The sequence below is a fragment of the Streptococcus sp. ZY19097 genome, from assembly GCF_040731245.1.
Classification (GTDB): Bacteria; Bacillota; Bacilli; order Lactobacillales; family Streptococcaceae; genus Streptococcus; species Streptococcus orisratti.
This window is the reverse complement of the sequence record NZ_CP160400.1, coordinates 213,756-236,702: the sequence shown is the minus strand read 5'-3', so window position 1 is coordinate 236,702 and position 22,947 is coordinate 213,756. Positions and strand designations below refer to the sequence as shown.

The window sequence follows — 22,947 nt, the reverse complement described above, 5'->3', positions numbered from 1 at the left end:
TGCGACGTCTAGCGTCAAAAAGCCCCACGACTTAACAAGACACCTCTACTTTATCATCTTGAGAATGAAAAAAGTAGTGAGTACTCTCTCCCGTCGGAGATTTCCTCACTACTAATCTTAGTATGTTTTTGTTCTGCTAAAGCGTTTGTACAAAAAAAGAAGGCAAGCCCAAAAATAAGATTGGCAAACACGATACGATAACTTTTCATAAATTTTATTTTAATAAAACTATTGTCTAAAAACAAGTGTGTCATTATTGCCTTAATCCTTAGGATTTGTTGTTAAATAGACTGACAGGTCAGCCATACTTTGTTCCGCATCAGCCACACCGTGTTGATAAACCTCTTCAAATTTATCTGGATCTTTTTCCAAACGTCCTATATCAATGGATTGACTTGGTCTAATGACAAAAACTTGACCTGATTTTTCAAGTTCAATGATGTGCTCCACGGTATCATTATAGTGCTGGTAACGTTTTGAAGCAACTTTTACAAAATTAGGATAATGCCGATAAAGTAGTTTATAAACACGTCCGCTAGATGGTTTTTTACGATAGTCAATAGGACGGGTCAAGATAACGATAAGCTTATCAAAGCCCAAACTTTTGGCAAAATCAACTGGGATAGAGTCTGACAGGCCGCCGTCCAGATATTTTTTCCCATCTACTTCAACAATTTTAGAGACCACTGGTAAGGCTGAGCTAGCACGTAAAGTTTCCATCTGCTTAAAAACATTATCGATCTTGTGATATTCTGCTTTCCCTGTTTCTATATTGGTCAAGGTTGCATAAAAAGGAATCCCTGATTTTTCAAAAGCCTCCTCATCAAAAACATCTAATTCCATAGGAACTTTATAATAAGTAAAGTCCTTATTAACCATATTTCCAGTACTCAGCCAAGACCAAAATCCCATGTAATGAGGATCAGAGATATATTTTTTATTGTAACGTAGCGCTCTTCCGCGCTGTCCTGACACATAATTGACTCCAAAAAGTGCTCCCGCAGAAACTGACACAATACCGTCCACTTTAACGCCAGCATCCAAAAAAACATCCAAAACTCCTGCAGTATACAGCCCGCGCATTCCGCCTCCTTCCAAGACTAAGCCAACAGACATCTATCTCTCCTCCTTGTTTTTTCTAATCCCCATTATAACAAACTCATAGTCAACTTGTCAGAAAATAGCTTATCTTGACAAATCATACTTGACACCCCAACCTTAATAAAACCCAGAAAGAAAAGATAAAATTTTATTACTCACCCTAATGTCATTAATTTAAGATTGACGAAGCATTAACGATATCTATTCAAATGAGATAGTAGCTTATCAAGATGAAAATTCGTCCCTTGATTTCTCGCTTCCAGTACTCAGAAAAGTTTTGAAAGTTGAAGATAAATCAAGTTTGTATCAATACGGTGTGAAAAATAGTGAAACAATAGATTCTACTAAAAGTTTTACCGTTATAGTATAAATAATTAAAACTGAATTTACCAATCTTTCCCCTAATGCACTAAAAATAACCAGCCGAATGATGATCTTAAAAAAGAATCATTCAACTGGTTATTAAGATTACAAACTATTAAGCTAGCGGCACCGGACTTAGTCTAACGTCACTTATTACAATTCAGCAATTTGGTACAATTCAAGTTCAGCTTGTGTTTCTGTACCAAACATGTTAATCATGATTTTAACCTTGTTGTTTTCAATTTCAACGACACGGCCTTCTTGTCCCATAAAGGCACCATCAATGATTTGCACCACATCACCAACTTTAATGTTAGTATCAAAGACATCAACTGTTTGCCCCATTGAGATGAGAATAGAGCGAATCTCTTCTTCCAAGAGCGGTGTCGGTTTAGATCGGTTACCATGTGAACCAACGAAACCAGTAACATTAGGTGTATTACGGACAACAAACCACGCTTCATCAGTCATGACCATTTCCACCAAAACATAACCCGGAAAACGATTTTCTTCGATTTCCTTGGTTTTTCCATTTTTCTCAACATTAACCGTTTGTGTCGGAATTTCCACGCGCAAGATATTATCAAGCATGTTATAAGTTTGAGCGCGCTGCAAAAGGTTTTCCTTAACCTTATTTTCGTAACCCGAGTAAGTTTGAAGGACAAACCAGCCCTTATCAAATGAATCTAACATAATTTCCTCCTCATTGCATTATAAAAAAGCCTAGCGGCTTCTCTGTCTGCGTTTTCTCCCTTATTATAGGAAAAAATACCAACCTTGTCAACAAAATACAAATCAATTCACGACAAACCCTGAGACAGAATTTTCTTTGCGTTTGCCGTGATTTTAGCATCCTTTATTTGAAGCATTTTTGAAAAAACCTAAAACCGGCGTTTCCTAAAGTTTTAAAGCTTGAAATTTCATTCCATTTCAACTCATTTTATTTGAATAGTGTGAGTTTTGCTACCAAACTACGTGAATTGAGTTAACTAAGAACCTACATTCACAAACGAGGTGCTTATAGATAAGAAATAGTTTTTTCGCTAATCAAGGCAAGGGGGAGAGAATACTGACTGTATTTTGAAAAAAACTAATGATGAATAGCTCAAAAACTAGCCTTAGAGAGAAGTGCTAAACTGTAAACACAGGTTCTAATACAAAAAACTCACACCAGACTATTAATAAATGAAGATAGGTTGGATGAGATCATTCATCTGAACAATCTCAGTAAAAACTCAATATAGATGCTACAATAGTTGGCGACTTCTCTAGACTATGAATTTCCAATCAATCACCAAACATCAATACTCTGATGTAATCTATGTAAACCTATCTTATGGGCAAGGGGCCCTTATTTTCCTTCCCTACCTTCCAAGAGCCAGTCAATGATGTTTTTTTTCTGAATCCCCTCGTAATTAGCTGTAGGTTGGATAACATCCAAAGTCAAAAGGTATTTAGGATATTGGTCGTTAATACTATGAAAAGGACGCAGTTCACGTTCCAATGTTTCAGGTGCAAGAGTTGTTTCACTAACCTGATAATATTCATAGGTCCCTTGGTCTGTCACGACAACAAAATCAACCTCATACTTCCCAATATTACCGATATAGACTTTTGAAAAACGTCTTCTCAATTCTAGATAGACTAAATTTTCAAGTATATGTCCTAAATCTTCTTGGTGATCAGGCAATAGTAATCGTCTAAATCCCAAGTCAACAACATAATACTTTTCTAATCGTTGTAAAAGTTGTCTCCCCCTAACATCAAAACGAGGGACAGAGTAAAAAAGAAGACTATCCGTCAAAACATCTAAGTAATTTTCAAGCGTTCCATTCGCAATCTTAACACCTTGGCTGACTAAAGTATTTCGAAGTTTATTCGTTGACACTTGGCTACCTATACTACTCAAAATGGTTCGTACCAATCGCTCTAATAAGTCAGGACTAGGTGTCCCTGCTCTTGCAACAACGTCATTTAAGAGAATCGAATGATAAATACCTTGTAAATACTCAATCTTCTCTTGGTAACTTTTTGTCTGTAAAAGATAAGGAAAAGCACTAAATAAATAGTCATTAAACAGCTCAGCCTTAGATTTTAGGGAATCTTCATCACGCACTCCTGAGATATACTCACTAAAGGATAGTGGAAGAACCTCAAGTTCTACATAGCGTCCTGTCAAATTAGTTGCTAACTGACCACTCATAAAATATGCATTAGATCCTGTTAAATATAAGTCAACATTGGGCTTGATAAATAAACTATCCACCACCAACTCAAATTGTGGAACATGCTGAATCTCATCTAAAAAAACATAGTAAGTATCTTCAGACACTAAACGCTCTTCAATGTAATCATTCAACTTGCGAAAATCTCGCAAATCGTAAAATCTTAAATCTTCAAAGTTCAAAACTATTATCTGATGGTTAGGAATCCCAGATGCCAAGAGTTCTTCTCTAAATAATTGAAATAATACAGATTTCCCAGATCGCCTGACACCACTAATAACCTTTATCACTTGACGGTCTTTATGCCGTCTTAAAAAGTCTAGATATATTGTTCTGTCAACCAATTTCATTCGCTTCACCTCAAAAATAGTATAGCACACTCGTGAATTATTTTCAATCTATCGGAAATAATCAAAATTTTAGAAGATTTTTTCTATTCATTTGGAAGTATCTGATTAACATACAAGTTAGTTTCAAAAAATTGAAAATAATAGTTCATTTGATGTACTCCCGATTGATTGACATTCTGTGCACATACTAAGGTTATTGAAATAAGCTTGTCTTTTCAACGACTTTGAGAAATTAAAGGGAAACTGAATAGGTATCTGACTCTTAGCGACAGTTTGATAACCTAAATTTATGTCAATACCTCTAATGTCATTCCAATGGCTGTTGGAGAATTCGCTTTAAACTCTTTGAAGCAATAAGGTAAAAATAAGGTGAATTTTGAGGTGAGTTTTTAAAAAAAGTGCACAAAAAAGCACCCATGAGGTGAACTCTTGAGTGATTTGAAACGTTGATATAACTGGATATTAACGTTTTGAGGCACAAAAATTTTGTTTTCTGTATAACCGTATCTGTAAGCGACTAAAGTCGCAACAGCTATATCAACTATTTCGTCAATTTAGACAAAAAACACTTCCCGAAATCGAGAAGTACTTGAGTTATCGATAACCCGAAAAAACAGACTAACGTTTACTCAATTGACCTGCTTTATGTACTTTCTTAAGACCTGATTGGGGCATCCTTTATTTTAACCAATTTCAAAACTCAAAATTTCATCCAATTTCATCAAAATAAGGTAAATTTTCAAGCAAAATAAGCAAAATCGAACCAGAAAATATAAAAGTTTACCTTACTCTTGATTCTAAAATATGCACCACCCCAAAGTATTCACTTTTAATTTTCACACATTCTATGTATAATATAGTTACAAAATTGGGAGGCGTAGCTAATGAATGTTCCACTGAGTATCAGTACTACAAAAGTTTGCAAAGAGGAACCGAATGTAGAAACTAGCATTCTCAAAGATGAGCCAACTTTTGACTTTGACAAAGAATTAGAAAATGCTATGAACCAATATGATGAACTATTGAAAGAATTGGTGGATAAATGATTTTTCTACCTAAGCGCATTTGACATATTCACAGCCGATCCTTGAAATAAGGCCTATAATGAAAAAAGTGGCTATCACTTGATTGTTGATAGCCACTTTTCTGTATTCTACTGCGTTCTACTGTTTCCTACTGTTTCCTACTGTTTCCTACTGTTTCCTACTGTTTCCTACTGTTTCCTACTGTTTCCTACTGTTTCCTACTGTTTCCTACTGTTTCCTACTGTTTCCTACTGTTTCCTACTGTTTCCTACTGTTTCCTACTGTTTCCTACTGTTTCCTACTGTTTCCTACTGTTTCCTACTGTTTCCTACTGTTTCCTACTGTTTCCTACTGTTTCCTACTGTATTCTTATTACTAATAGTATCCTGACTGCAATCATTTATCAACTAAAAGATAATACTGATTGCGGTCATTTTTACTTGAACCAAACCAAGTAATAAGTTCTAGATCACGAAGATTATGAAGTAATTTAACAACAAATGATCGACTCCTACCTGTAAGCTCAATGGCTTTTGCCGTTGTCATTCTCTCGCCTGAATTATACATATAGTGGACAATTAATTGCTCATCTGCTGTTAATCCATAAAAATCAGAGAACTGTTTTTCCAAACTGTCTCGTGTGCGCAGATGACGGCTGACAATGTTATTCTCAAGCGTCAAGACAACCTTATTCCCAGGTGCTGAGTATTTTGGTTCATGGAGAAAAGCAGATGCCATCTCCGAGTAGGTCCGTTTAACACCTTCATTCATCTCACGAACTTACCGGATGATAACAAAAACAAAATGGCTCCCGAAATAAATTCAGAAGCCATCAGGTGTAGTCTCTAGCAATCTACACCGCCATCAATACTACTATTCTACCACCTGATATTATTTTCATCAACTATTTATCTCTACTTCTTTAAATGTAATTATCGATTTTTGCCAGCTTATTGAAAACATCCGTCCCTAAAATTCTATTAAATTCACTAGTTGGAATTACATTTTTCAAATCGACGACAATTCGTTTAAATTCTCTTGTTAATCTTCTTAGTTCCGTCTTTGAGTAACCCAAAGCTTCTAGGTACATGATAATAAGAGATAAATAATCGACAATGGATTTAAATGATATACTGGTAATACCAAATTTTATCCTCAAATCATTTAATAAAGTATTATTTATCTTGCGATTCTTGAATCTGGTATCAAAAATAATATGATTATGTGCAATACCATTTCTTAATTCATTCAAAATAAAGATATGATTCGTTAAATGATTAGCATTCGTATCCATACAATCATATATCCCCAGATTCGTCAGCACTGCTTTTCGATCCTCTTTATGCATTTGTTTTACAAAATCACCTAGTTTTCCAAACGAAATAATTTCAAACATCACCCATAGCGGAATAGGTTCACCTGAATTAATCTTATGTGTTACCATTTTATTCTTACCATAATTCATATGAACACTACTGTGGATATTTTTTTGAAGGTTTAACCGATTGTTTAACATCATCGTTTTATCTTGACCACTAAAACGATGGTAGTCAGTTAATTTTTCGCTATAAATACTTTCAAATGTTGGATTCGAACCACTGACCAACTCATCTAAAATATAATTCTTTATAGAAGTTTCAATAGATACTAATGGTGAAAATAATAAATCTTTGAGGGCCGTATCAAAGTTATAAACAGCTATAATTTCATCAAAATGACTAAATGATTTATTCTACTAGCTAATTATGTCAAAACATTAAATTGAAAGACTTTTTATCAGCATTTCATCATTCGAAAGTCCACATTTTCGATAGAATAGTGCGTCTAACTCAGCTTAAATTAATTGCTACCGTAAATTATCTACTCTATCTTCAATTCTTTTAACCTCTTCATTCGTCAAATCCAATATTTTTATGAATTGTTCATCTATATCCCGAGTAAAATCAATCATTTTTTGATTTTCTGTATAGTCTAATAAGTCAGGGACTAACTTTGCAAGTGAAGAAAGATTTTCATCAGTTAATAAGAATGCAAAACGTATGAATTTCGAAGAAACATAGTTATAGAAATTTGTAGATTCTATTCTCGTATCAAAAGCCTTTAAAGCAAGACGACTCCTACCAAATGCAGTATATGGCTCTAATATTGCCAATTGGTTATCCCTCTTCTGACCACCAGCATTAGTGCTAGATACAACAACTTTATATTTATCAATCAAATCTTGCTTAACTTTAATAACTTCTCGTTGTGCAATAAACCAATCCAGCCTTACCTGCTTTGTCATTTGCAAGAAGTTTAATTTGAGTTTTTTTATCAAATTCCTGACCATTGTAAATCTCAACTTTATCAGGATTTAGTTCAACAAAATTACTTTCAATTTGGAAAAGCTTTTGATTAATCGTTGATGAAGATGACAGAAAATTTAAATTATTATCAGCAACAAACTTTTTAATTTTTTGAACAATCGTTTCATCAGTAGGATAAATTACAAACGTCTCCTTGCCTGGATAATTTCTCTGAATAGCCAAAATTTTTCCACCCTCAACTAGCGAATACTCAAATGTATCGGATGTTTTACTATAGTCTTTATGAACAATTGAAATACCATCTGAGATTGCCACTTCTCCAAAGATTTCATTTGCATTTGGATAATAAATCAAGTGGATCAGGTTAGTACTGTTTATTAGCTCTATTCCGAATTCATTCATTCCACGACCAGATTGTTGCATCCAGCGTCCTCCAGGATAAATAAGTACAGAATGATTAGGATTCAATTTATCAGTAAGTTTTTGAAATAATTGAAAAACATTATTAACCCTTTGCTGCTGACCAGAAACCATCTCTTTTTCTGTTGCACTTTCCTGATACGGAGGATTTCCTATCACTACATCAAATTTCACCTTGTTAAATGCCTCCTCGACTAGTTTTTTACCTTGTTCAATATCTGTTTTTAGGGTATCTGTCAAGCTTTCAATGTAAGTTACATTGGTTTTGTACTTCCGATAGCCTGTCAGTGTACGTTCGGTAATGGTTTTTGCCATTGGTGTTTTGGCAATAGCATAGATGTTATTCGCTAAAATCTCCTGATAGACTTGATCAGCTTCAAAACGGTTGTCATCATTTTCTGCCATTCGTTGATAATACAAACTAATGGCGCTATGAAGAGGATAGAGACCTGTCTTCGAGTTGATATCTAAAATCTTAGTTTCTTTCTGATAAATAGATGAGGTAATCTCATTGTCTACCCAGTGAAGATTTGACGTCGCACCATCTGTCACCGACTCAAAGTTATCATCATAGAAATTCAAACCGCCTACTGACTTAGATACTTGTAGATTGACCACGCGCCAAGGTGTCAGTACGGTTTCCTTGTCAGGATTCTTAAAGGTACCAAATAGCTCTGCAATCTGCTCCGCCCGCTCGATGAAGTCCAAGTCATCAAATGATTTGGCACGCTGACGGATAATACGACCCGCTTCGATAAAGACCTCAGCATCATAATACTTGGTAATCTCACTAAACATTCCCTTGGTGAAGCCTTTTGGCATGAACTCTTTCCACGATTCATCATCCACCTGCTTGATAAAGTCCTGAATGGTGATGTCTTTTGATAAATCGACCGCCATACCGTAAATCATCATCGGAATACGGATAGATACCCCACGTAAAATAGAAATCATATTTTTCCGCTGTTTCTTAGCTTCTTTTCTACCATTTGTCAAGCCTATCAAGGTTTTAGAGAAAAAATAATTTTCATACAGTCATCAAAATAGGGAAGTGACCTTACTTTACACTAAAGATTTACATAAAAAGTGTATACAAAACCAACACCTTATTTTGTGATTTTTGAAATAAGGTGTTACAATAATATGGCATAAACAGTTTTACCGATTTTGGGTAGAAGTATAATCGTAAAGCTTATTATGCGTAATGAGGTAATACATTGTCCGAATGAGACGGTGTATGGAGGCAATCGTGTGTGGCTTGGTTGAAGTCGTTTGCGATTGCCTTTTTCGTTTCTCATAAAAGTCTGCAATATGGCAAGGATTGGTGTGACTAGCTGAAGCGATATTGTGAATGCATTTGAACAGAATCTTTCTAGCGTAGGGGTTGCCACGCTTGGTAATGTGTTCCTTAGCGATGAAGTTTCCAGATTCATAGTGTCTCAGGTCAATACCGATAAAGGCATTGATTTGATTGGCAGACTGAAAACGGCGAATATCTCCCAGTTCACCAATAATACTTGTTGCAGTCGTCTCAGCGATACCAGGAATAGAAAGCAGAATGTCATACTCTGGTAAAGGTTGAGCTATTTCCACCATCTGGTCTAAGACTGCCTGTCTCTGTTCAGAAAGTCTAAGCAATTCTTTTGCATAGTAACGCACCTCTTCCAGCATTGGAGAGGTTTTCTTAACGGCACAATAAGATTGATTAGCTAGTGCTGTCAGCTTCTCTGCTAAGTAAGCCACACGCTTGTCCGAAATACGTTTTGAGGTGGACTGACGGATGCTCTTTGAGAGTTCATCCTTGCTTAACTCAAGCACGAAGTCCTTGCAAGGAAACGCAGTAACTAAGTTCCAGTATTGTTCCCCAGTTGGCGTTGATAAGATAGTCTCCAACTCTGGGAAAGTGACCTGTAAGACCTTGTGTAGACGATTTTTAGCCCGAACAATGTCCTCAGTCAGATTCTGATAGAAACGGCTGAGATCCCGCAAGTCTTGATAGACTTCTTCTTGGACATAGGTCGGTTTACGATTCAGCACAAACTGGGACTGAGCCAGTTTTTCAGCGTCAATTTGATCTGTTTTCCGCACACGCAAGCTATCCAGTTGCTTCTTGGCTTCTAAGGGATTGAGCCGTGTGTAAGCGTAGCCATGTTCATCCAGAAAAGCTTGAAGACGACGAGAATAGACGCCTGTTGCTTCAAAGATGATTTCTGGCTTGTGGACGGTTTTCAAATCGCCAAGTAGCCGAGCAAAGCCAATGGCATCATTGGGCATGGTATAGCCATGAACCTTCTCGCCGTTGACTAGAATGGCCACTTCTGAACTTACTTTACTCACATCAATCCCAAAAACTGCACGCATGATATTACCTCTTTGTCTTGAATGATTCCTTGTTTTAGAGATGTCATTTTCAATACTCGACGTCTGGCGTCCCACATACTTTGATAACATTCTTTCTAAAACAGGTGTCTTGCCAGTTTTTGTTGCGACGTCTAGCGTCAAAAAGCCCCACGACTTAACAAGACACCTCTACTTTATCATCTTGAGAATGAAAAAAGTAGTGAGTACTCTCTCCCGTCGGAGATTTCCTCACTACTAATCTTAGTATGTTTTTGTCTTTAAGGGCTTGCTTTAATTCTTCGACTTGTGTTTGGGTAAGTTCTTTTGTCATAACACTATATATCGCTATTTCTGATTTTTGTTAAGTATAAGATGAAGTCAGTAGAACGTCGTCACAAGAATTTGAAGCATAGCACACCTCATATGTTACGTCACACAGGTGCTTCATTAGCCAAATTGGCTGGGTATCCTCTTAGTCAAATTTCAGAAGCTCTTACACACAGTGATTCAGAGACCACTAAAGGTTATATCAATGTCATTGACACTATCCCCAAAACAGTTGGAGAGATTGCTCTAGAAAATCTTCCAAAAAATCAATAAGGCAATTATCAGGCAGTTTTTCAGGCAGTTTTTAAATTTTAGAGCAAAAAAGACACCCAAGATAAAAATCTTGAATGTCTTGAAACGTTGATATAATCGTAACGATTAACGTTTTGAGAATTGTGAAGCTTTACGAGCTTTCTTAAGACCTGGTTTGGCTAATCCAATATCTGAACTAGCTCATATTACTTTATTTAAGCTATTTTGGGTCTAAATTTTCTTACAAACTTTTAATGAATTTCAAATAGTTTTATCTAAATAGGGCAATTTTACCATAAAATTAAGATAATACGAGTCAGGTATATCAATAATTTGCCCTATTTCCTAAACTGATATGAGTAAATTCAAATACCATCTCTACTCTCAAAAGTAAGGATGGTATTTTAGGTTTTTATTGCGTGACTCCCTTCACACTAAAAAAGGTAAAAGATAAGTTAGTGTATTATTTTGTATTTTTCGCTCCACCATTATGACTATTTGGTCGAACAAACTTAATATTCTTATTATCCTTTATAAACGGTCTAACCACATGATTACCTACAACTTTTTCCATTTTTATAGCAATATCATCATCTGTATTTTGATCAGAGATAATAGGAAGTATAATCATACGTTCATAAAACTTATTCAGGTTTAGAGATAGGATATTTAACAATTCTTTAGCTTTCATTTTGGGTGAAGATTCCAAATTGGGTGAAGATTCCAAAGTTTTTTCCATTATATACTCAAGGTATTCACTTGACACACCTTTTTCAAAATATATTTTATTTGCCCAGTCACCGTCTACACTAGATTTTCCAACTTCAATAATATCACCGAAAGAACTAATACCAATAAATACAAAATTAATATTAGAACCATTCGAAGATTCTAACCCAGTTATGTCAGAAAGCTCTTTATTCGTAAAAGCCGTCTTAATATTTTCTCTTATTCCGTTAGGTCCAGTTTTTTCTACCTCATCCCATGCTTCTTTATAAATTATACAGGAAAAAATTTTATTTTTATCAATATATTCCAATGAATCACTTTCCTTTAAACGTTCAATCAATGCTTCTGAAGTTTTCGCAGAACTCCATATTTGTTGTAATTTATTATCAGACATATATTCTACCACCTTTTAACTATTTTTATACTTTTTCCCAATCAGTATAGAGAAAAAACAGTTAGATTACAAGCGCTTTTATGATATAATTATAGTAAAAATAATATCTACTTTCAATGTAAATATTAAAATCCTAAAAATATCTTTTATTAAAACTTGAGAGGAGGAACTATGACTTCAATAGCATTTTTAGATAAGCCAAATATCCTAGTTTTTAAAATCAAAGATGATAGCGTAGTAGCTTATAATACTCTTCTAGACTATTCAGAATCTGATTTTGTTTTTCCAGTTCTAGATAAATGGGTTGAGGGAGATAATGATTTTGAATATATTTTTAGCAATGATGTTCTCGTGATTCCTGACCCTCGTTGTCTTCCAAATCATGAAGAATATAAAGCATACTTTAGTACAGATATGCTGTCAACTTCCACTAATGGTGAATGGTTCGCCTGTTTTGGAATCAGTCAAAAAAATGAAGGGGCAATAATTGCTGGAAATATTCAATTAGACCAGTTGCTTCATCTTAAAAAACATTTTACAATTAAGAATCATAAAAAACAATATCTCCAAATAAAATATCTATAAGATCTTGTTTAAGCACTTCATTCTAAATGAAATGCTATTTTTATATATTGAAAATTGCTTTTTTCATTACAACACATTATTTACTATAGAAAAAAATTCCCGCGTTGTAAAATGAAGTGCAACAAAAAAGACATGCTCGTCTGATATACTAGAATTCCCCAACTCAGTATAGAAAGCAGATGAACATGTCCACTAATCATTCTACCAAAAAATCGTTATATTCACACCTTTCAGCCTCTGAACGCGGAGAAATCAGCGCCTATCTCAAGATGGGCAAAAACCCCTCTGAGATTGCTCGTCTGCTTGGGCGTCATCGCTCAACCATCAGTCGTGAAATCAAACGAGGAAGTGTTTCTCAGGTTCAAGATAAGAACGGGAAACGAATCTACTCAACGGTTTACTTTCCAGATAGTGGTCAACGTGTTTATGAAACCAATCGTCGAAAAAGTGCCTATCATAAACTATCGTACTGCTCCCAGACCTTCTTCAAGGAACTTGAGAAAGCCCTGAAAACGAAACCTCGCTGTCACAGTGTCGATAGCTTTGTTCAAACTTACCGAGAAAAACATCCACTGGAAGTTATCCCTTCCACCAAGACAGTGTATCGTTACATCAAAGACGGACTGTTGAGGGTTAAACCGATTGATTTACCTAAGATGGTAAGCATCCGAAAACGGTCTAAAGTAACGCCTAAGGCCACGAAGATAATCTTAGGAAAATCCATTGAAGAACGTCCAGAGTGTATCAATGACCGTTCTGAATTTGGGCATTGGGAGATTGATCTCATGCTTGGCAAGAAGACCAGAGGGGAAGCTGTTGTCATGACCCTAGTAGAGCGTCAAACACGATTTGCCATCGCTGTAAAACTGGCTAATAAACAAGCAGAAACCATCAATAGGGCTGTTAAGAGCTTACTATCACAGTACCCTATTCGCTCTATCACATCGGACAACGGCTCAGAGTTCAGTAACTTGTCAGACTTAAAAGGTGTGGAAGTCTATTTTGCCCATCCTTATGCTTCTCATGAAAGAGGAACAAATGAAAATTTCAATGGTCTCTTGAGAGAGTTTCTCCCAAAAGGTGTCTCTCTTAACTCACTAACGACAGAAGAACTCAATCACTACGTCTCTGCTATCAATGACAGACCTAGACGAATTCACAAGTATAAAACCGCAAATATTTTGTTTGGGCTAGCCCAAACAGCTTAACCTCTGGAACTCTAGTTATCAATGAACTTGTTGCACTTGACTTGACAAGTGGGGATAGAAAAAAATTTTTTATTTTTTAAAAAAAATAATTGAAATCTACTAAATTTGTGGTATAGTATATGTATAGTTGTGTTAACACATTTTTAAGGAGGGTTCCTATGGAAAACAAAAAAATTATTAAATGGCTTAACTACTGCGATAGTCAAAATATCAAACCGTGGTTATGGGATTTCAAGAATTGTTATTCTGATGATTTATCAACAAATAATCTTTACAACATTCTAAAATACAAGTCTTATGAACTAGATAGTCCAACCAAGTTCTGCGTAACAGGAAAAAGTGGCGAAGATGCTGATTGTGATAAAGAAGCCTTCTACTTATATAACATTTTAGGTTGGCAAAATACAACCGAAGATATTATTAGAGGGGAAACGATGAATTCCTTTATTACAACTTTTAACGAAGCTATAAAAGATAGTTCTGATTACTATACAATCGCAAATAGACTAGGGAAAAAACCAAGAGATAGGCATATTCCATATTCTACTCTCTATCAAAATCAAAACTACCTAAAGTTTGATATTATTCAAAAGAATATAAAAGAATTTGAATTATTTGCAAAGCTAACACATACAATTGGAAATTTCACTGTATTACCACACTGGATGAATACTGGTCGATACAAGTTCTCAAATGATTATTGGGACATTACAATGCTTTCCCTTCAAGAATGGCTTACTAATTTATCCCCTGAAGCATGGATAAATTTTATCGAAATGTATTACTTACACCCCTATGTTAATACTGAGTATCAAGTAGAGTTATTTTGGGATAATCACAACGATGTTATTCTACCTAAGAGACATGATTTCCCTATTTTCCTTAAAAAAGTTAATGAACGAATTGAGGAACGTGGAAAATACATTATCAAACAAGTTTGTGATAAACTAAATCAAAAAGATTATCATTTCTATAAAGAAATTGAAAATATGGATAAAATTAAATTTTCAAATGAATTTTAAGAACGGAGTACATAATGACAAGAGTATATAAAAGCGTTCGACTTGCGTATGAAGCAAAGGTATGGATAGATGAACTGATTCAAGAAAAAGAACGTAAAATTCAAGAACTAAATAAAGTGGATTTTCTAGATAAACTTGAAAAAACACTTCTTACCGATCACTACAATGAATTGAATGGTCTTTCATTTAACATCATTCTGAAAGCCTCTATAGGAAGTGTCATAGAAGAATCCTATCGACATACTAGACACTATCCAATTGACAAATGGCAAAAGCTACGCCAACAGATGGAAGCAGACGTAAAAAATGTTAATCCTAACTTAGAAACCACAGTTACCCCCCGTATTTATTTAGACGAGGATGTACTTGCTGGACTCGATGATTTTCGGTATGAATTGATGAAAGAAGATGGTGCCACTAGGCTACCTCGACTTAGCTACATTATCAAACTTGTTGTATATTCTTACTGGAAGGAACAACACTAATCTAAGCAGTTCAGCTGTTTAGATTTTTATCTCCCTACAATGTATAGTCGTTGTACTACTCATGTCGTTTTAAAAGAAAGAAATAACCTATGTTTAAATTAAAGCAAGTTGCTGACTTAACAAGAAATTACATTATTTCAAGTAACCGATTAAAAGTAACTCATTGGTCAATACTAGGGCTCTCGGTCTGCACTCTATTTACTACTATCGTAAATATTAGGGCACCTGCTTTTCTTCAAATTCCACTCATCTTGCTTTGTGGTTTTATGGTATATAAAGTCCACCTTAAATTAAAATCTTTCAGGTATAACTTAGATTTTTATTTAATAATTAGAGAAAGTTTATTGTATGTTCTTTATACCAACCGACTTTATACTGCTCAAAAAGATAGTACAGGGTATGAAAAAATTATTAGAAGTGCAACCTTAGAATATGAATTAGATAGGCAAAAAGGTCATGTTCTTATCAAAGCTCTGATTACAGGCGACGAGTTTAGCAAAAAAGTACAGTCACTTGATGATGTTCTTGCTGGAGTTCTCGAACTTGAATTAGATGAAAAAATTATCCGCCCTAGTTTTGTAGAATACCACTTTTTCTACAAGAAGCCTGAAAGGTTAGTTCTTCAATCTAATAATCAAAAACAAGAGATAGATAGCCTTGAGATAGACTTAGGATACGGAATAATTTATGACCCTGTAAAATGCCCTCACATTTTGGTTTCAGGGGGTACAGGAAGTGGGAAGTCAGTCTTTATAACTTTCTTGATTTTAGAACTTATCAAGCGACAATCAACTATCTACATAGCAGACCCTAAAAACTCTGACCTAGGTAGCTTGTCACATTACTTTGGAGAAAAATATGTAGCAACCACTCCTAATAATATCGCTCGCATTGTCCGTTTAGTAGTCGAAGAAATGCAGGAACGTTATCAATATATGCGTGATAACTTTCTATACGGCTCAAACTTTGCAGACCACGGCTTTAAACCTGTATGGCTGATTTTTGATGAAATGGGGGCATTTCAAGCGTCAGGGACAGATAAAAAATCAAGAGAAACTATTGCCGAAGTTATGGACGGAATTAAACAAATTATTCTACTCGGAAGGCAATCAGGTATATTTATCCTTGTATCAGCCCAACAAATGAGAGCCGAAACCTTAAATACTGACCTTAGAGATAACTTGGGATTGAGAATCGCTTTTGGTGCCAATTCTAATGAAGGTTATAGAATGGTCTTTGGCTCTGCTACTCCTGACCATTTGAAACCTATTGAAGTAAAGGGAGGTGGCTATCTTTATATGCAGGGTTCAGGCAAGGAAAACGCACAATACTGGGAAAGTCCCTACTTAGATACCAAACAATTTAATTTTATAAGCGAACTACAATTAAATTTAAAGGAAACCAACTAATTGCAATCGATATTTTTGCTGAAATTCGTAAGATTTTCAGTAGAAATATCGGTTCCTCATCGCTCAGCGATGACAAGAAAGGAAACTATTATGAAACTAAATGATTTTTTAAAGCCAGAATTACTGGGTAACAAATTTGTAGCAGTAAAAGGTTATACAGAAGTGTTAGACAGAGAAACAAATAAACCCGTAGCTTTACGACTTAACGTATCAATTCAAGACGAAAACTCAGATTTCTTTATGGAAATGATACAAGTTAAGGTAAATACATTAACTCCTACTGCTTCTATTCAAGAAATGGCAAGCAAAAAGACTTGTCCAGTCGTTCTAAGCAATTTAAACATTGGACAATTCAATGGAAATCTTTGGTTTTCTTGCTCTGATGTTATCTCAGCAGAAAAATAATATGTTATAATAATTAAAAATCTATTTATTAAAGGAGAAAAACCATGCAAATTTTCACTTATAACGATTTTCTAAAAGATAAAGGAATCATTACTTTTGAAGAAGCTGGAATAATTTTAGATGAACTTATTAAATCATCAAACATCTACGACCCTGAATTTCAAAGATTCTGGAAAGAGCTAATTGAATATAGTGCAAAATATGCTGAAATGAGAGGAAAATGGCGAATTCTTACAAAAGAAGAACAAGATGCACTTGATGACTCAAGAACAAATATTCATAACAGGATTAGAGATAACCTAAGATTCATTAGAGGGTTGGCTCAAATCAATGGCAAAGATACCTCTTGGTTTGATAAATTTCATGACGATAGAAAACGTATGGGGGATTTTGCTAATTACTTAACTTATGTCTATGCAGTAAACGCAAGATAGGAGAAACCAATGATTGAAGATGTCAACTCCTATTCTCAACCTCCTGGAAAATATTCCGATTCAGAATTACAAGCAATAAAAGATTTATTAGAAGTAATGATATTTTTTAGTGATGATACTCCTCATACTAATAATAAACGAATTTGGTTTGATCCACTCAAATATTGGGAAAATACAAATTATATAAGGTTCTCACACCAAATTGACTTTCATTCTTTACATCGTATCTCTGAAGAAGATTTAAGTTGGGAAGGTGGATATAAGTTCACACCACAACAAATTGAAGATATATTAAAGTGGATGCAAACTCAAGAATGGATAAGAAATGAGTAAGAAACCATTATAGTAGGAGGTTTTTGTCAAAAATTTTTGCCATGTCCGATATTCATTGACATTATGATGAATTTGTTGAAACCTTTTAAAGGTGGATTTATATGATATAACAACCGATATATTTTAGTTTTAGATTATATGATGGCAGTTCACATTCATTATTTGCTAATTACTTATATTATGATTATGCGGTAAATGCAAGATAGGAGCTCAAATGAAAACATTACTAGTCGGAGATTTACATCTGAAATCTCAACTAATTTTGCCAATAGTTGACAATGTTATCAAGGATAATAACGTCAAAAGAGTTATTTTCCTCGGAGATTATGTTGATTTTCCTGGTCAAACAAATAATATAAATCTCTATGCACGTGACCTCACATTTTTATTTAGTTGGAAAAAGAATATGGAAGCCAATGGTTTGGAGGTTATCAATATCATCGGTAACCACGATGCAGATTATCTTATAAATTTCGTCAGTCAGTATTCTGTTGAAAATATAGAAGTGTTTTTTGCTATTAAAGAACAATTAAAAGAACTAGGATTACAAGTAGCGTATCAATTGAATGATTTTCTTATCAGTCACGCAGGATATACCACTCTTTTCAACCCTGAACCTTGGCACTTTGAAAAAATCACCTCAAGACATCTTCACAAACTAGAAGAGTTGGCTGATAGCATTGGAACAAAACGAGGAGGACTATTTGAAACTGGTTCTCCTCTGTGGGCAGATTTAAGCGAGCTTAAAGAAAAAACAAACTTGAAACATCCCAAACAGATTGTAGGTCACACTCCCCAAAAAAATATTGATGCTTCTAATAATATTATTGGAATTGATACATTTTCATTATACCTTAATAACCATCATGAATATCAAGTTATCGGAAATGGTGATTTGATTATCCATGATGACAAACACAATGAATTAACAGTCATCTCGACAAATTGGGGAAATTTAGAAACATACGAAACATTAAAAAAGTTAATTCAATAGGAATTTTTTATGTCTAAAATTTATGTCATGTCCGATATTCATGGACATTATGATGAATTTATTGAAAGCCTGTCAAAAGTGGATTTATCTGATACGGACAATCGACTTATATTGCTTGGCGACTACATAGATGGTGGTTCTCAATCTTTTCAAGTTATCTCAAAAATCATCGAACTAGAAAAGAAGTTTCCTGACCAGGTTATCACTTTATTAGGAAATCATGAAGAATATTTTTCTGAGTGGCTCTTTGAGGAAGACGGAGATTCTAAATACACTTCTTATGATACTATAATTAGTTTCATTGGTCAGAATAAGCGAAAAAATATCGTTGATACAGTTGTATCAGATTTTTCTATATCTGATGAAGAATGCCTTGTTCAAATTAACAAGAAAATAAGAGACTGTATTACTTCTGAATATCCTGAAATAGTAGATTGGTTTAGAAATAAATATTTTAATTCAGAACGTTTTTATGAGACTGATAATCAAATATTTGTCCATGCTGGAATTGATGAAGAGTTCGGAGAAAATTGGAAACTGTATTCTAATCCTGATATATTTACTAGCAAATTTCCAGCAAGTATTGGAAAGTTTTATAAAGATATTATTTCAGGACACATCTATTCTGAAGAAATTGCGAAAGATAGTGATATGCTAGGTAAAATTTACTTTGACAACTATAACCACTACTACATTGATGGTCACGTTTTTCTTAGTAAAACTATACCTGTTTTAGCATTTGATATGATTACCAAAAAATATCACTTTTTATAACTTCTAATCATGTACCTAAGCAAAACTGCCGACAAGCAGTCGGCAAGCTGGAAGCATGTTTAGCGGAGCGGTGCTTAGGATCACATGATAGAAGTAAGGAGGAGCTTTGCTTCTCCTAGTTTATTTATTATATAGGCAAACGTTACGAGAAAATGAGGTGATTTTGTGAGTTACAATCGCAAAATTATCCGAACTTCTTCGTACCTTGAGATTTGGGAATACAGTTCCCCTATTTTCTCAAGTGATAATACTGATATTGACGACAATCAAGTTAGTTTAAAAGATAAGAAAAAACGTAGAACGTTTGATGAACTTACACCTAATGAACAAGATGAAAGATTAATCCGTATTTCAAAAACACGTAAAAATTCAAAATGGAAACTTCAAAGACTAATAGATAGCAATTATGATAATAAAACAAGTTTCCTTACCCTTACTACAAAAGCAAATATTCAAGACCGAACAGAATTTAATACTATGTTTGACAAGTTTATCAAAAGATTGAACTACTACATTTACAATTCTAAACGAAGGCAACTAAAATATATCTCAGTATTAGAACGACAGAAAAGAGGAGCGTGGCATGCACACATTCTTCTTTTTAATTTCCCTTATGTTCCTCACAAAGACTTATTAAGGATTTGGGGACACGGGGCTGTTCGGATAAACAAATTAGACAGCCTAGATGATTCTTCCAATGCTGGTAGATATGTCGCAAAATACATGGAAAAAGGCATAGGGCAAGAATTATTAGAGAGCTTAGGAAAGAAAGCTTTTTACTCCTCTAGAAACCTTAAGCAACCTGAGGAAATAAAGCTTTTAACAAATGAAAATGTAGAAGACCTTATCCAAACTGATGACATCCTTTACGAAAGCACCTACAACAGTAAAGTTTTCAGAAAAGGACATTTAGTAAATAACAAGGTCAAGTATCGAAAAATCAAAATTGATAAGGAGTAAGGAAACATGCAAGTGATTTTACCAACAGAACAAGTACAAGAAATTCAATCAATGATTGCGAATCTACTACAACATGAGATTTCTCATTTCAAGGAAGATTTGGGATTAGATAGCCCTTATCTCAATAAGGTACAAACTTGCCAATATCTAGGTATTTCAAATAATACATTAGATAGCTGGATTCAAAAAGGGCTTCCTGTAATTAAAATTGGCAAAACAGTCCGTTTTAATAAAAATGAGATTGATAGATGGCTTTGTAAAAAAGCATGCTATAATATTGCTAATGATATATCCTGACTCTAACCAAGGAGAACATCATGACTGTTACTAAAACCAGTAGTAATACCTACAACTTAAAAGTGTATATTCCAAAAGAAATCCGTTCAAAAATGGGCATAAAAGGAACTCACTTTGTCAAACGCTATAAAACACGAAAGGAGGCTAAAGAAGCTGAGGTTGATATTTTAACTAAGATACATCAACTTGAAAACGGAGAAAACCTCGTCTTCTCTAAAGATGGAAACATCTTATTTTCTGACTTCTATAAGCATGTTTGGTGGGACTCTTATAAAGCTGGACAAACTACTTCAACAACTAAACCGCCAACACAGGTAACTATTGACAATACTGAAACTGTTTTTAGAAGGCATATCTTACCAATGTTTGCAAATTTCTCGATAAATTTTCTCAATCAGAATAAACAAGTTGTCCTTAATCTCATGACGGCTAAAGCCGAAGAATATGCAAACTTTAAAGTCATTCGTAGCTACGTAAATTCAATCTTCGATTGGGCTGAGGAACTTGAATATATCGAAAGCAATAGATTATCTAAAACTATTAAACGTATCAAGGCAACTAAGAAAATTAAACTCCAAGAATCCAAGATAGAAGAGGAATTGTATCTTTCTAGCGAGGAGTTACAAGAATGGTTTGAAGCATTTAAGGAAGATTTAGACAATGACAAAATATCGTTGAAAGACTATGTCCTATTTTTTACAACCTTTATTCTAAACGATAGAAAATCCGAATCCTATGCCCTGCATTGGAAAAATATTGATTTAGACAAGGCAGAAATTAATCTGAAAAATGCTCTTGATAAATATAAAAACGTGAAATCTACAAAAGGAAACAAGAAAACAATTTTTTCAATCCCTCATTACCTTGTAACGCTCCTAGCCCAGTGGAAAATGCAACAAAAACAAGAGTTAGCACAATTTGGTATTATGCAGACTCCTGATCAGCTAGTATTTACTTATATCGATACCAAAGGGAATGTCAATAGCCCTTTACACGTTGATTATCTGAACAATAAAATGAACTCAGTAAGGAGACGCCATCCACGCTTAAAGCATGCCACACCACATAAACTAAGGCATACAGGTGCTACACTTGCTAGACAGGCAGGAATGAGCCTAGAAGCCATTTCTGAGGCTCTGACACATAGTGATACTATCACAACAAAAACCTATGTAAACACCTCAAACGTTGTTCCTCTATCTGCTGGTACTCTCGCCTATCAACATATTCAAAATAAATAGGGTAAATTTAGGGCAACTTTTAGGGCAAACTTTCGTAAAAAGCATAGAAAAAAGCACCCATGAGGTAAACTCTTGAGTGCTTTGAAACGTTGATATACCGCTGATAATTAACGTTTTGAGAATTGTGAAGCTTTACGAGCTTTCTTAAGACCTGGTTTCTTACGTTCAACCATACGTGCGTCACGTGTAAGAAGGCCTGCGCGTTTCAATGAATCGCGGAAGTCTGGGTCAACTTGAAGAAGTGCACGCGCGATACCGTGACGGATCGCACCTGATTGACCTGCATATCCACCACCAACAACGTTAACGAAAACATCATACGAACCTTGAGTTGAAGTAACTGCAAATGGTTGGTTGATAACCAAACGGAGATCAGCGTGTGGGATGTACTCTTCTACATCTTTTTTATTTACAGTGATTTTACCAGTACCTGGAACCAAACGAACGCGTGCAACAGCGTTCTTACGACGACCAGTACCTGTGTATTGTGCTTGTGCCATTTATTTCTTGCTCCTTTCCTCTTAGATAAGTCCTGAGATATCAAGTACTTCTGGTTGTTGCGCAGCATGAGTATGCTCACTACCTACGAAGACTTTCAATTTCATACCTTGTGCACGTCCAAGAGTATTGTGTGGAAGCATGCCCTTAACTGATTTTTCAATCAAGCGAACAGCGTTTTTAGAACGCAATTCACCAGCAGTGATTGATTTTAAACCACCTGGGTAAAGTGAGTGAGTGTAGTAAACTTTATCAGTCGCTTTTTTACCAGTCAATTTAACTTTTTCAGCATTGATAACAATCACGAAATCACCAGTATCAGTGTGTGGTGTGAAAGTTGGCTTGTTTTTTCCGCGAAGTACGCTAGCAACTACTGCAGAAAGACGTCCAAGTGGTACATCTGTTGCGTCAACGACATACCATTTACGTTCAACTTGGCCTGGTTTAGCCATAAATGTTGTTTTGTTCAT

At 34.8% G+C, this 22,947-nt stretch carries 22 protein-coding genes and 4 pseudogenes; 15 read left to right on the top strand and 11 right to left on the bottom strand.

Translation table 11 applies throughout. The annotated features are described in order from the left end of the window. Positions 1-261: 261 nt before the first annotated feature. From ABZ559_RS01155 to ABZ559_RS01145, 3 genes are all read right to left on the bottom strand, one after another. On the bottom strand, positions 262-1,116 hold the full coding sequence (locus ABZ559_RS01155; RefSeq protein ID WP_018376692.1) for a patatin family protein: 855 nt from the start codon (positions 1,114-1,116) through the stop codon (positions 262-264). Between the two features lie 501 nt (positions 1,117-1,617). Then, on the bottom strand, positions 1,618-2,157 hold the full coding sequence (nusG, locus tag ABZ559_RS01150) for a transcription termination/antitermination protein NusG (protein ID WP_018376092.1): 540 nt from the start codon (positions 2,155-2,157) through the stop codon (positions 1,618-1,620). Between the two features lie 658 nt (positions 2,158-2,815). Beyond that, on the bottom strand, positions 2,816-4,039 hold the full coding sequence (locus tag ABZ559_RS01145) for an ATP-binding protein (protein WP_367006947.1): 1,224 nt from the start codon (positions 4,037-4,039) through the stop codon (positions 2,816-2,818). A gap of 884 nt (positions 4,040-4,923) precedes the next feature. Between ABZ559_RS01145 and ABZ559_RS01140 the strand changes: the two genes are divergently transcribed. Then, positions 4,924-5,085 carry a hypothetical protein gene (locus ABZ559_RS01140; protein ID WP_367006944.1) on the top strand — a complete coding sequence of 54 codons (162 nt, stop codon included), beginning with the start codon at positions 4,924-4,926 and terminating at the stop codon, positions 5,083-5,085. A 375-nt stretch (positions 5,086-5,460) separates the two neighbouring features. Here ABZ559_RS01140 and ABZ559_RS01135 read toward each other — a convergent pair. The 5 genes and pseudogenes from ABZ559_RS01135 to ABZ559_RS01115 form a co-directional block, all read right to left on the bottom strand. Then, positions 5,461-5,844: pseudogene (locus ABZ559_RS01135) on the bottom strand (ATP-dependent DNA helicase); the annotation flags it as partial. A 142-nt stretch (positions 5,845-5,986) separates the two neighbouring features. Further along, positions 5,987-6,772, bottom strand: a pseudogene (locus ABZ559_RS01130) (Abi family protein); the annotation flags it as partial. Between the two features lie 138 nt (positions 6,773-6,910). Then, positions 6,911-7,348 (bottom strand): hypothetical protein, encoded by a 438-nt coding sequence (locus ABZ559_RS01125; RefSeq protein ID WP_367006942.1) that lies wholly within the window; start codon positions 7,346-7,348, stop codon positions 6,911-6,913. 205 nt (positions 7,349-7,553) lie between these two features. Continuing rightward, positions 7,554-8,771 (bottom strand): annotated as a pseudogene (locus ABZ559_RS01120) (Eco57I restriction-modification methylase domain-containing protein); the annotation flags it as partial. 177 nt (positions 8,772-8,948) lie between these two features. Continuing rightward, positions 8,949-10,151 (bottom strand): IS110 family transposase, encoded by a 1,203-nt coding sequence (locus tag ABZ559_RS01115; RefSeq protein WP_367006366.1) that lies wholly within the window; start codon positions 10,149-10,151, stop codon positions 8,949-8,951. Between the two features lie 336 nt (positions 10,152-10,487). Here ABZ559_RS01115 and ABZ559_RS01110 point away from each other — a divergent pair. Beyond that, positions 10,488-10,730, top strand: a pseudogene (locus ABZ559_RS01110) (tyrosine-type recombinase/integrase); the annotation flags it as partial. Between the two features lie 442 nt (positions 10,731-11,172). Here ABZ559_RS01110 and ABZ559_RS01105 read toward each other — a convergent pair. After that, the gene (locus ABZ559_RS01105; protein WP_367006940.1) at positions 11,173-11,832 is read right to left on the bottom strand and encodes a hypothetical protein; all 660 of its coding nucleotides are present in this window, start codon (positions 11,830-11,832) and stop codon (positions 11,173-11,175) included. Positions 11,833-12,003: 171 nt separating this feature from the next. Here ABZ559_RS01105 and ABZ559_RS01100 point away from each other — a divergent pair, with 171 nt between their 5' ends. From ABZ559_RS01100 to ABZ559_RS01040, 13 genes are all read left to right on the top strand, one after another. Next, positions 12,004-12,417 (top strand): hypothetical protein, encoded by a 414-nt coding sequence (locus tag ABZ559_RS01100; protein ID WP_367006938.1) that lies wholly within the window; start codon positions 12,004-12,006, stop codon positions 12,415-12,417. A 185-nt stretch (positions 12,418-12,602) separates the two neighbouring features. Then, the gene (locus tag ABZ559_RS01095; RefSeq protein ID WP_367005659.1) at positions 12,603-13,625 is read left to right on the top strand and encodes an IS30 family transposase; all 1,023 of its coding nucleotides are present in this window, start codon (positions 12,603-12,605) and stop codon (positions 13,623-13,625) included. Between the two features lie 158 nt (positions 13,626-13,783). Then, the gene (locus ABZ559_RS01090; RefSeq protein WP_044763685.1) at positions 13,784-14,647 is read left to right on the top strand and encodes a hypothetical protein; all 864 of its coding nucleotides are present in this window, start codon (positions 13,784-13,786) and stop codon (positions 14,645-14,647) included. Between the two features lie 14 nt (positions 14,648-14,661). Then, positions 14,662-15,132 carry a hypothetical protein gene (locus ABZ559_RS01085; RefSeq protein ID WP_367006936.1) on the top strand — a complete coding sequence of 157 codons (471 nt, stop codon included), beginning with the start codon at positions 14,662-14,664 and terminating at the stop codon, positions 15,130-15,132. A gap of 89 nt (positions 15,133-15,221) precedes the next feature. Beyond that, positions 15,222-16,541 carry an FtsK/SpoIIIE domain-containing protein gene (locus tag ABZ559_RS01080; RefSeq protein ID WP_172077009.1) on the top strand — a complete coding sequence of 440 codons (1,320 nt, stop codon included), beginning with the start codon at positions 15,222-15,224 and terminating at the stop codon, positions 16,539-16,541. 90 nt (positions 16,542-16,631) lie between these two features. Next, on the top strand, positions 16,632-16,946 hold the full coding sequence (locus ABZ559_RS01075; RefSeq protein ID WP_000772802.1) for a hypothetical protein: 315 nt from the start codon (positions 16,632-16,634) through the stop codon (positions 16,944-16,946). 44 nt (positions 16,947-16,990) lie between these two features. Continuing rightward, complete coding sequence (locus tag ABZ559_RS01070; protein ID WP_172081413.1) at positions 16,991-17,380, top strand: hypothetical protein; 390 nt, start codon at positions 16,991-16,993, stop codon at positions 17,378-17,380. 9 nt (positions 17,381-17,389) lie between these two features. Further along, a complete protein-coding gene (locus tag ABZ559_RS01065; protein WP_172039626.1) occupies positions 17,390-17,713 on the top strand; it encodes a hypothetical protein in 324 nt (107 codons plus the stop codon). Positions 17,714-17,927: 214 nt separating this feature from the next. Then, complete coding sequence (locus ABZ559_RS01060; protein ID WP_114866101.1) at positions 17,928-18,707, top strand: metallophosphoesterase family protein; 780 nt, start codon at positions 17,928-17,930, stop codon at positions 18,705-18,707. Between the two features lie 9 nt (positions 18,708-18,716). Beyond that, a complete protein-coding gene (locus ABZ559_RS01055; protein WP_367006932.1) occupies positions 18,717-19,481 on the top strand; it encodes a metallophosphoesterase in 765 nt (254 codons plus the stop codon). A 165-nt stretch (positions 19,482-19,646) separates the two neighbouring features. Continuing rightward, entirely contained in the window at positions 19,647-20,441 is a 795-nt protein-coding gene (locus ABZ559_RS01050) for a Rep protein (RefSeq protein ID WP_172039609.1), read from the top strand. 6 nt (positions 20,442-20,447) lie between these two features. Then, positions 20,448-20,738 carry a helix-turn-helix domain-containing protein gene (locus tag ABZ559_RS01045; protein ID WP_172039610.1) on the top strand — a complete coding sequence of 97 codons (291 nt, stop codon included), beginning with the start codon at positions 20,448-20,450 and terminating at the stop codon, positions 20,736-20,738. Positions 20,739-20,758: 20 nt separating this feature from the next. After that, positions 20,759-21,979, top strand: coding sequence for a tyrosine recombinase XerC (locus ABZ559_RS01040; RefSeq protein ID WP_172039611.1), 1,221 nt, complete (start codon positions 20,759-20,761; stop codon positions 21,977-21,979). A gap of 107 nt (positions 21,980-22,086) precedes the next feature. Here the strand turns inward: ABZ559_RS01040 and rpsI are convergent, their stop codons facing one another. Beyond that, a complete protein-coding gene (gene rpsI / locus ABZ559_RS01035) occupies positions 22,087-22,479 on the bottom strand; it encodes a 30S ribosomal protein S9 (protein ID WP_018376107.1) in 393 nt (130 codons plus the stop codon). 21 nt (positions 22,480-22,500) lie between these two features. Further along, positions 22,501-22,947 (bottom strand): 50S ribosomal protein L13, encoded by a 447-nt coding sequence (gene rplM / locus ABZ559_RS01030; protein WP_273413813.1) that lies wholly within the window; start codon positions 22,945-22,947, stop codon positions 22,501-22,503.

Bases quoted from the DNA above. Each gene is read 5' to 3' on its own strand.
- ABZ559_RS01155 (WP_018376692.1), bottom strand. From the start codon at position 1,116: ATGTCTGTTGGCTTAGTCTTGGAAGGAGGCGGAATGCGCGGGCTGTAT.
- nusG (WP_018376092.1), bottom strand. From the start codon at position 2,157: ATGTTAGATTCATTTGATAAGGGCTGGTTTGTCCTTCAAACTTACTCG.
- ABZ559_RS01145 (WP_367006947.1), bottom strand. From the start codon at position 4,039: ATGAAATTGGTTGACAGAACAATATATCTAGACTTTTTAAGACGGCAT.
- ABZ559_RS01140 (WP_367006944.1), top strand. From the start codon at position 4,924: ATGAATGTTCCACTGAGTATCAGTACTACAAAAGTTTGCAAAGAGGAA.
- ABZ559_RS01125 (WP_367006942.1), bottom strand. From the start codon at position 7,348: ATGACAAAGCAGGTAAGGCTGGATTGGTTTATTGCACAACGAGAAGTT.
- ABZ559_RS01115 (WP_367006366.1), bottom strand. From the start codon at position 10,151: ATGCGTGCAGTTTTTGGGATTGATGTGAGTAAAGTAAGTTCAGAAGTG.
- ABZ559_RS01105 (WP_367006940.1), bottom strand. From the start codon at position 11,832: ATGTCTGATAATAAATTACAACAAATATGGAGTTCTGCGAAAACTTCA.
- ABZ559_RS01100 (WP_367006938.1), top strand. From the start codon at position 12,004: ATGACTTCAATAGCATTTTTAGATAAGCCAAATATCCTAGTTTTTAAA.
- ABZ559_RS01095 (WP_367005659.1), top strand. From the start codon at position 12,603: ATGTCCACTAATCATTCTACCAAAAAATCGTTATATTCACACCTTTCA.
- ABZ559_RS01090 (WP_044763685.1), top strand. From the start codon at position 13,784: ATGGAAAACAAAAAAATTATTAAATGGCTTAACTACTGCGATAGTCAA.
- ABZ559_RS01085 (WP_367006936.1), top strand. From the start codon at position 14,662: ATGACAAGAGTATATAAAAGCGTTCGACTTGCGTATGAAGCAAAGGTA.
- ABZ559_RS01080 (WP_172077009.1), top strand. From the start codon at position 15,222: ATGTTTAAATTAAAGCAAGTTGCTGACTTAACAAGAAATTACATTATT.
- ABZ559_RS01075 (WP_000772802.1), top strand. From the start codon at position 16,632: ATGAAACTAAATGATTTTTTAAAGCCAGAATTACTGGGTAACAAATTT.
- ABZ559_RS01070 (WP_172081413.1), top strand. From the start codon at position 16,991: ATGCAAATTTTCACTTATAACGATTTTCTAAAAGATAAAGGAATCATT.
- ABZ559_RS01065 (WP_172039626.1), top strand. From the start codon at position 17,390: ATGATTGAAGATGTCAACTCCTATTCTCAACCTCCTGGAAAATATTCC.
- ABZ559_RS01060 (WP_114866101.1), top strand. From the start codon at position 17,928: ATGAAAACATTACTAGTCGGAGATTTACATCTGAAATCTCAACTAATT.
- ABZ559_RS01055 (WP_367006932.1), top strand. From the start codon at position 18,717: ATGTCTAAAATTTATGTCATGTCCGATATTCATGGACATTATGATGAA.
- ABZ559_RS01045 (WP_172039610.1), top strand. From the start codon at position 20,448: ATGCAAGTGATTTTACCAACAGAACAAGTACAAGAAATTCAATCAATG.
- ABZ559_RS01040 (WP_172039611.1), top strand. From the start codon at position 20,759: ATGACTGTTACTAAAACCAGTAGTAATACCTACAACTTAAAAGTGTAT.
- rpsI (WP_018376107.1), bottom strand. From the start codon at position 22,479: ATGGCACAAGCACAATACACAGGTACTGGTCGTCGTAAGAACGCTGTT.
- rplM (WP_273413813.1), bottom strand. From the start codon at position 22,947: ATGAACAAAACAACATTTATGGCTAAACCAGGCCAAGTTGAACGTAAA.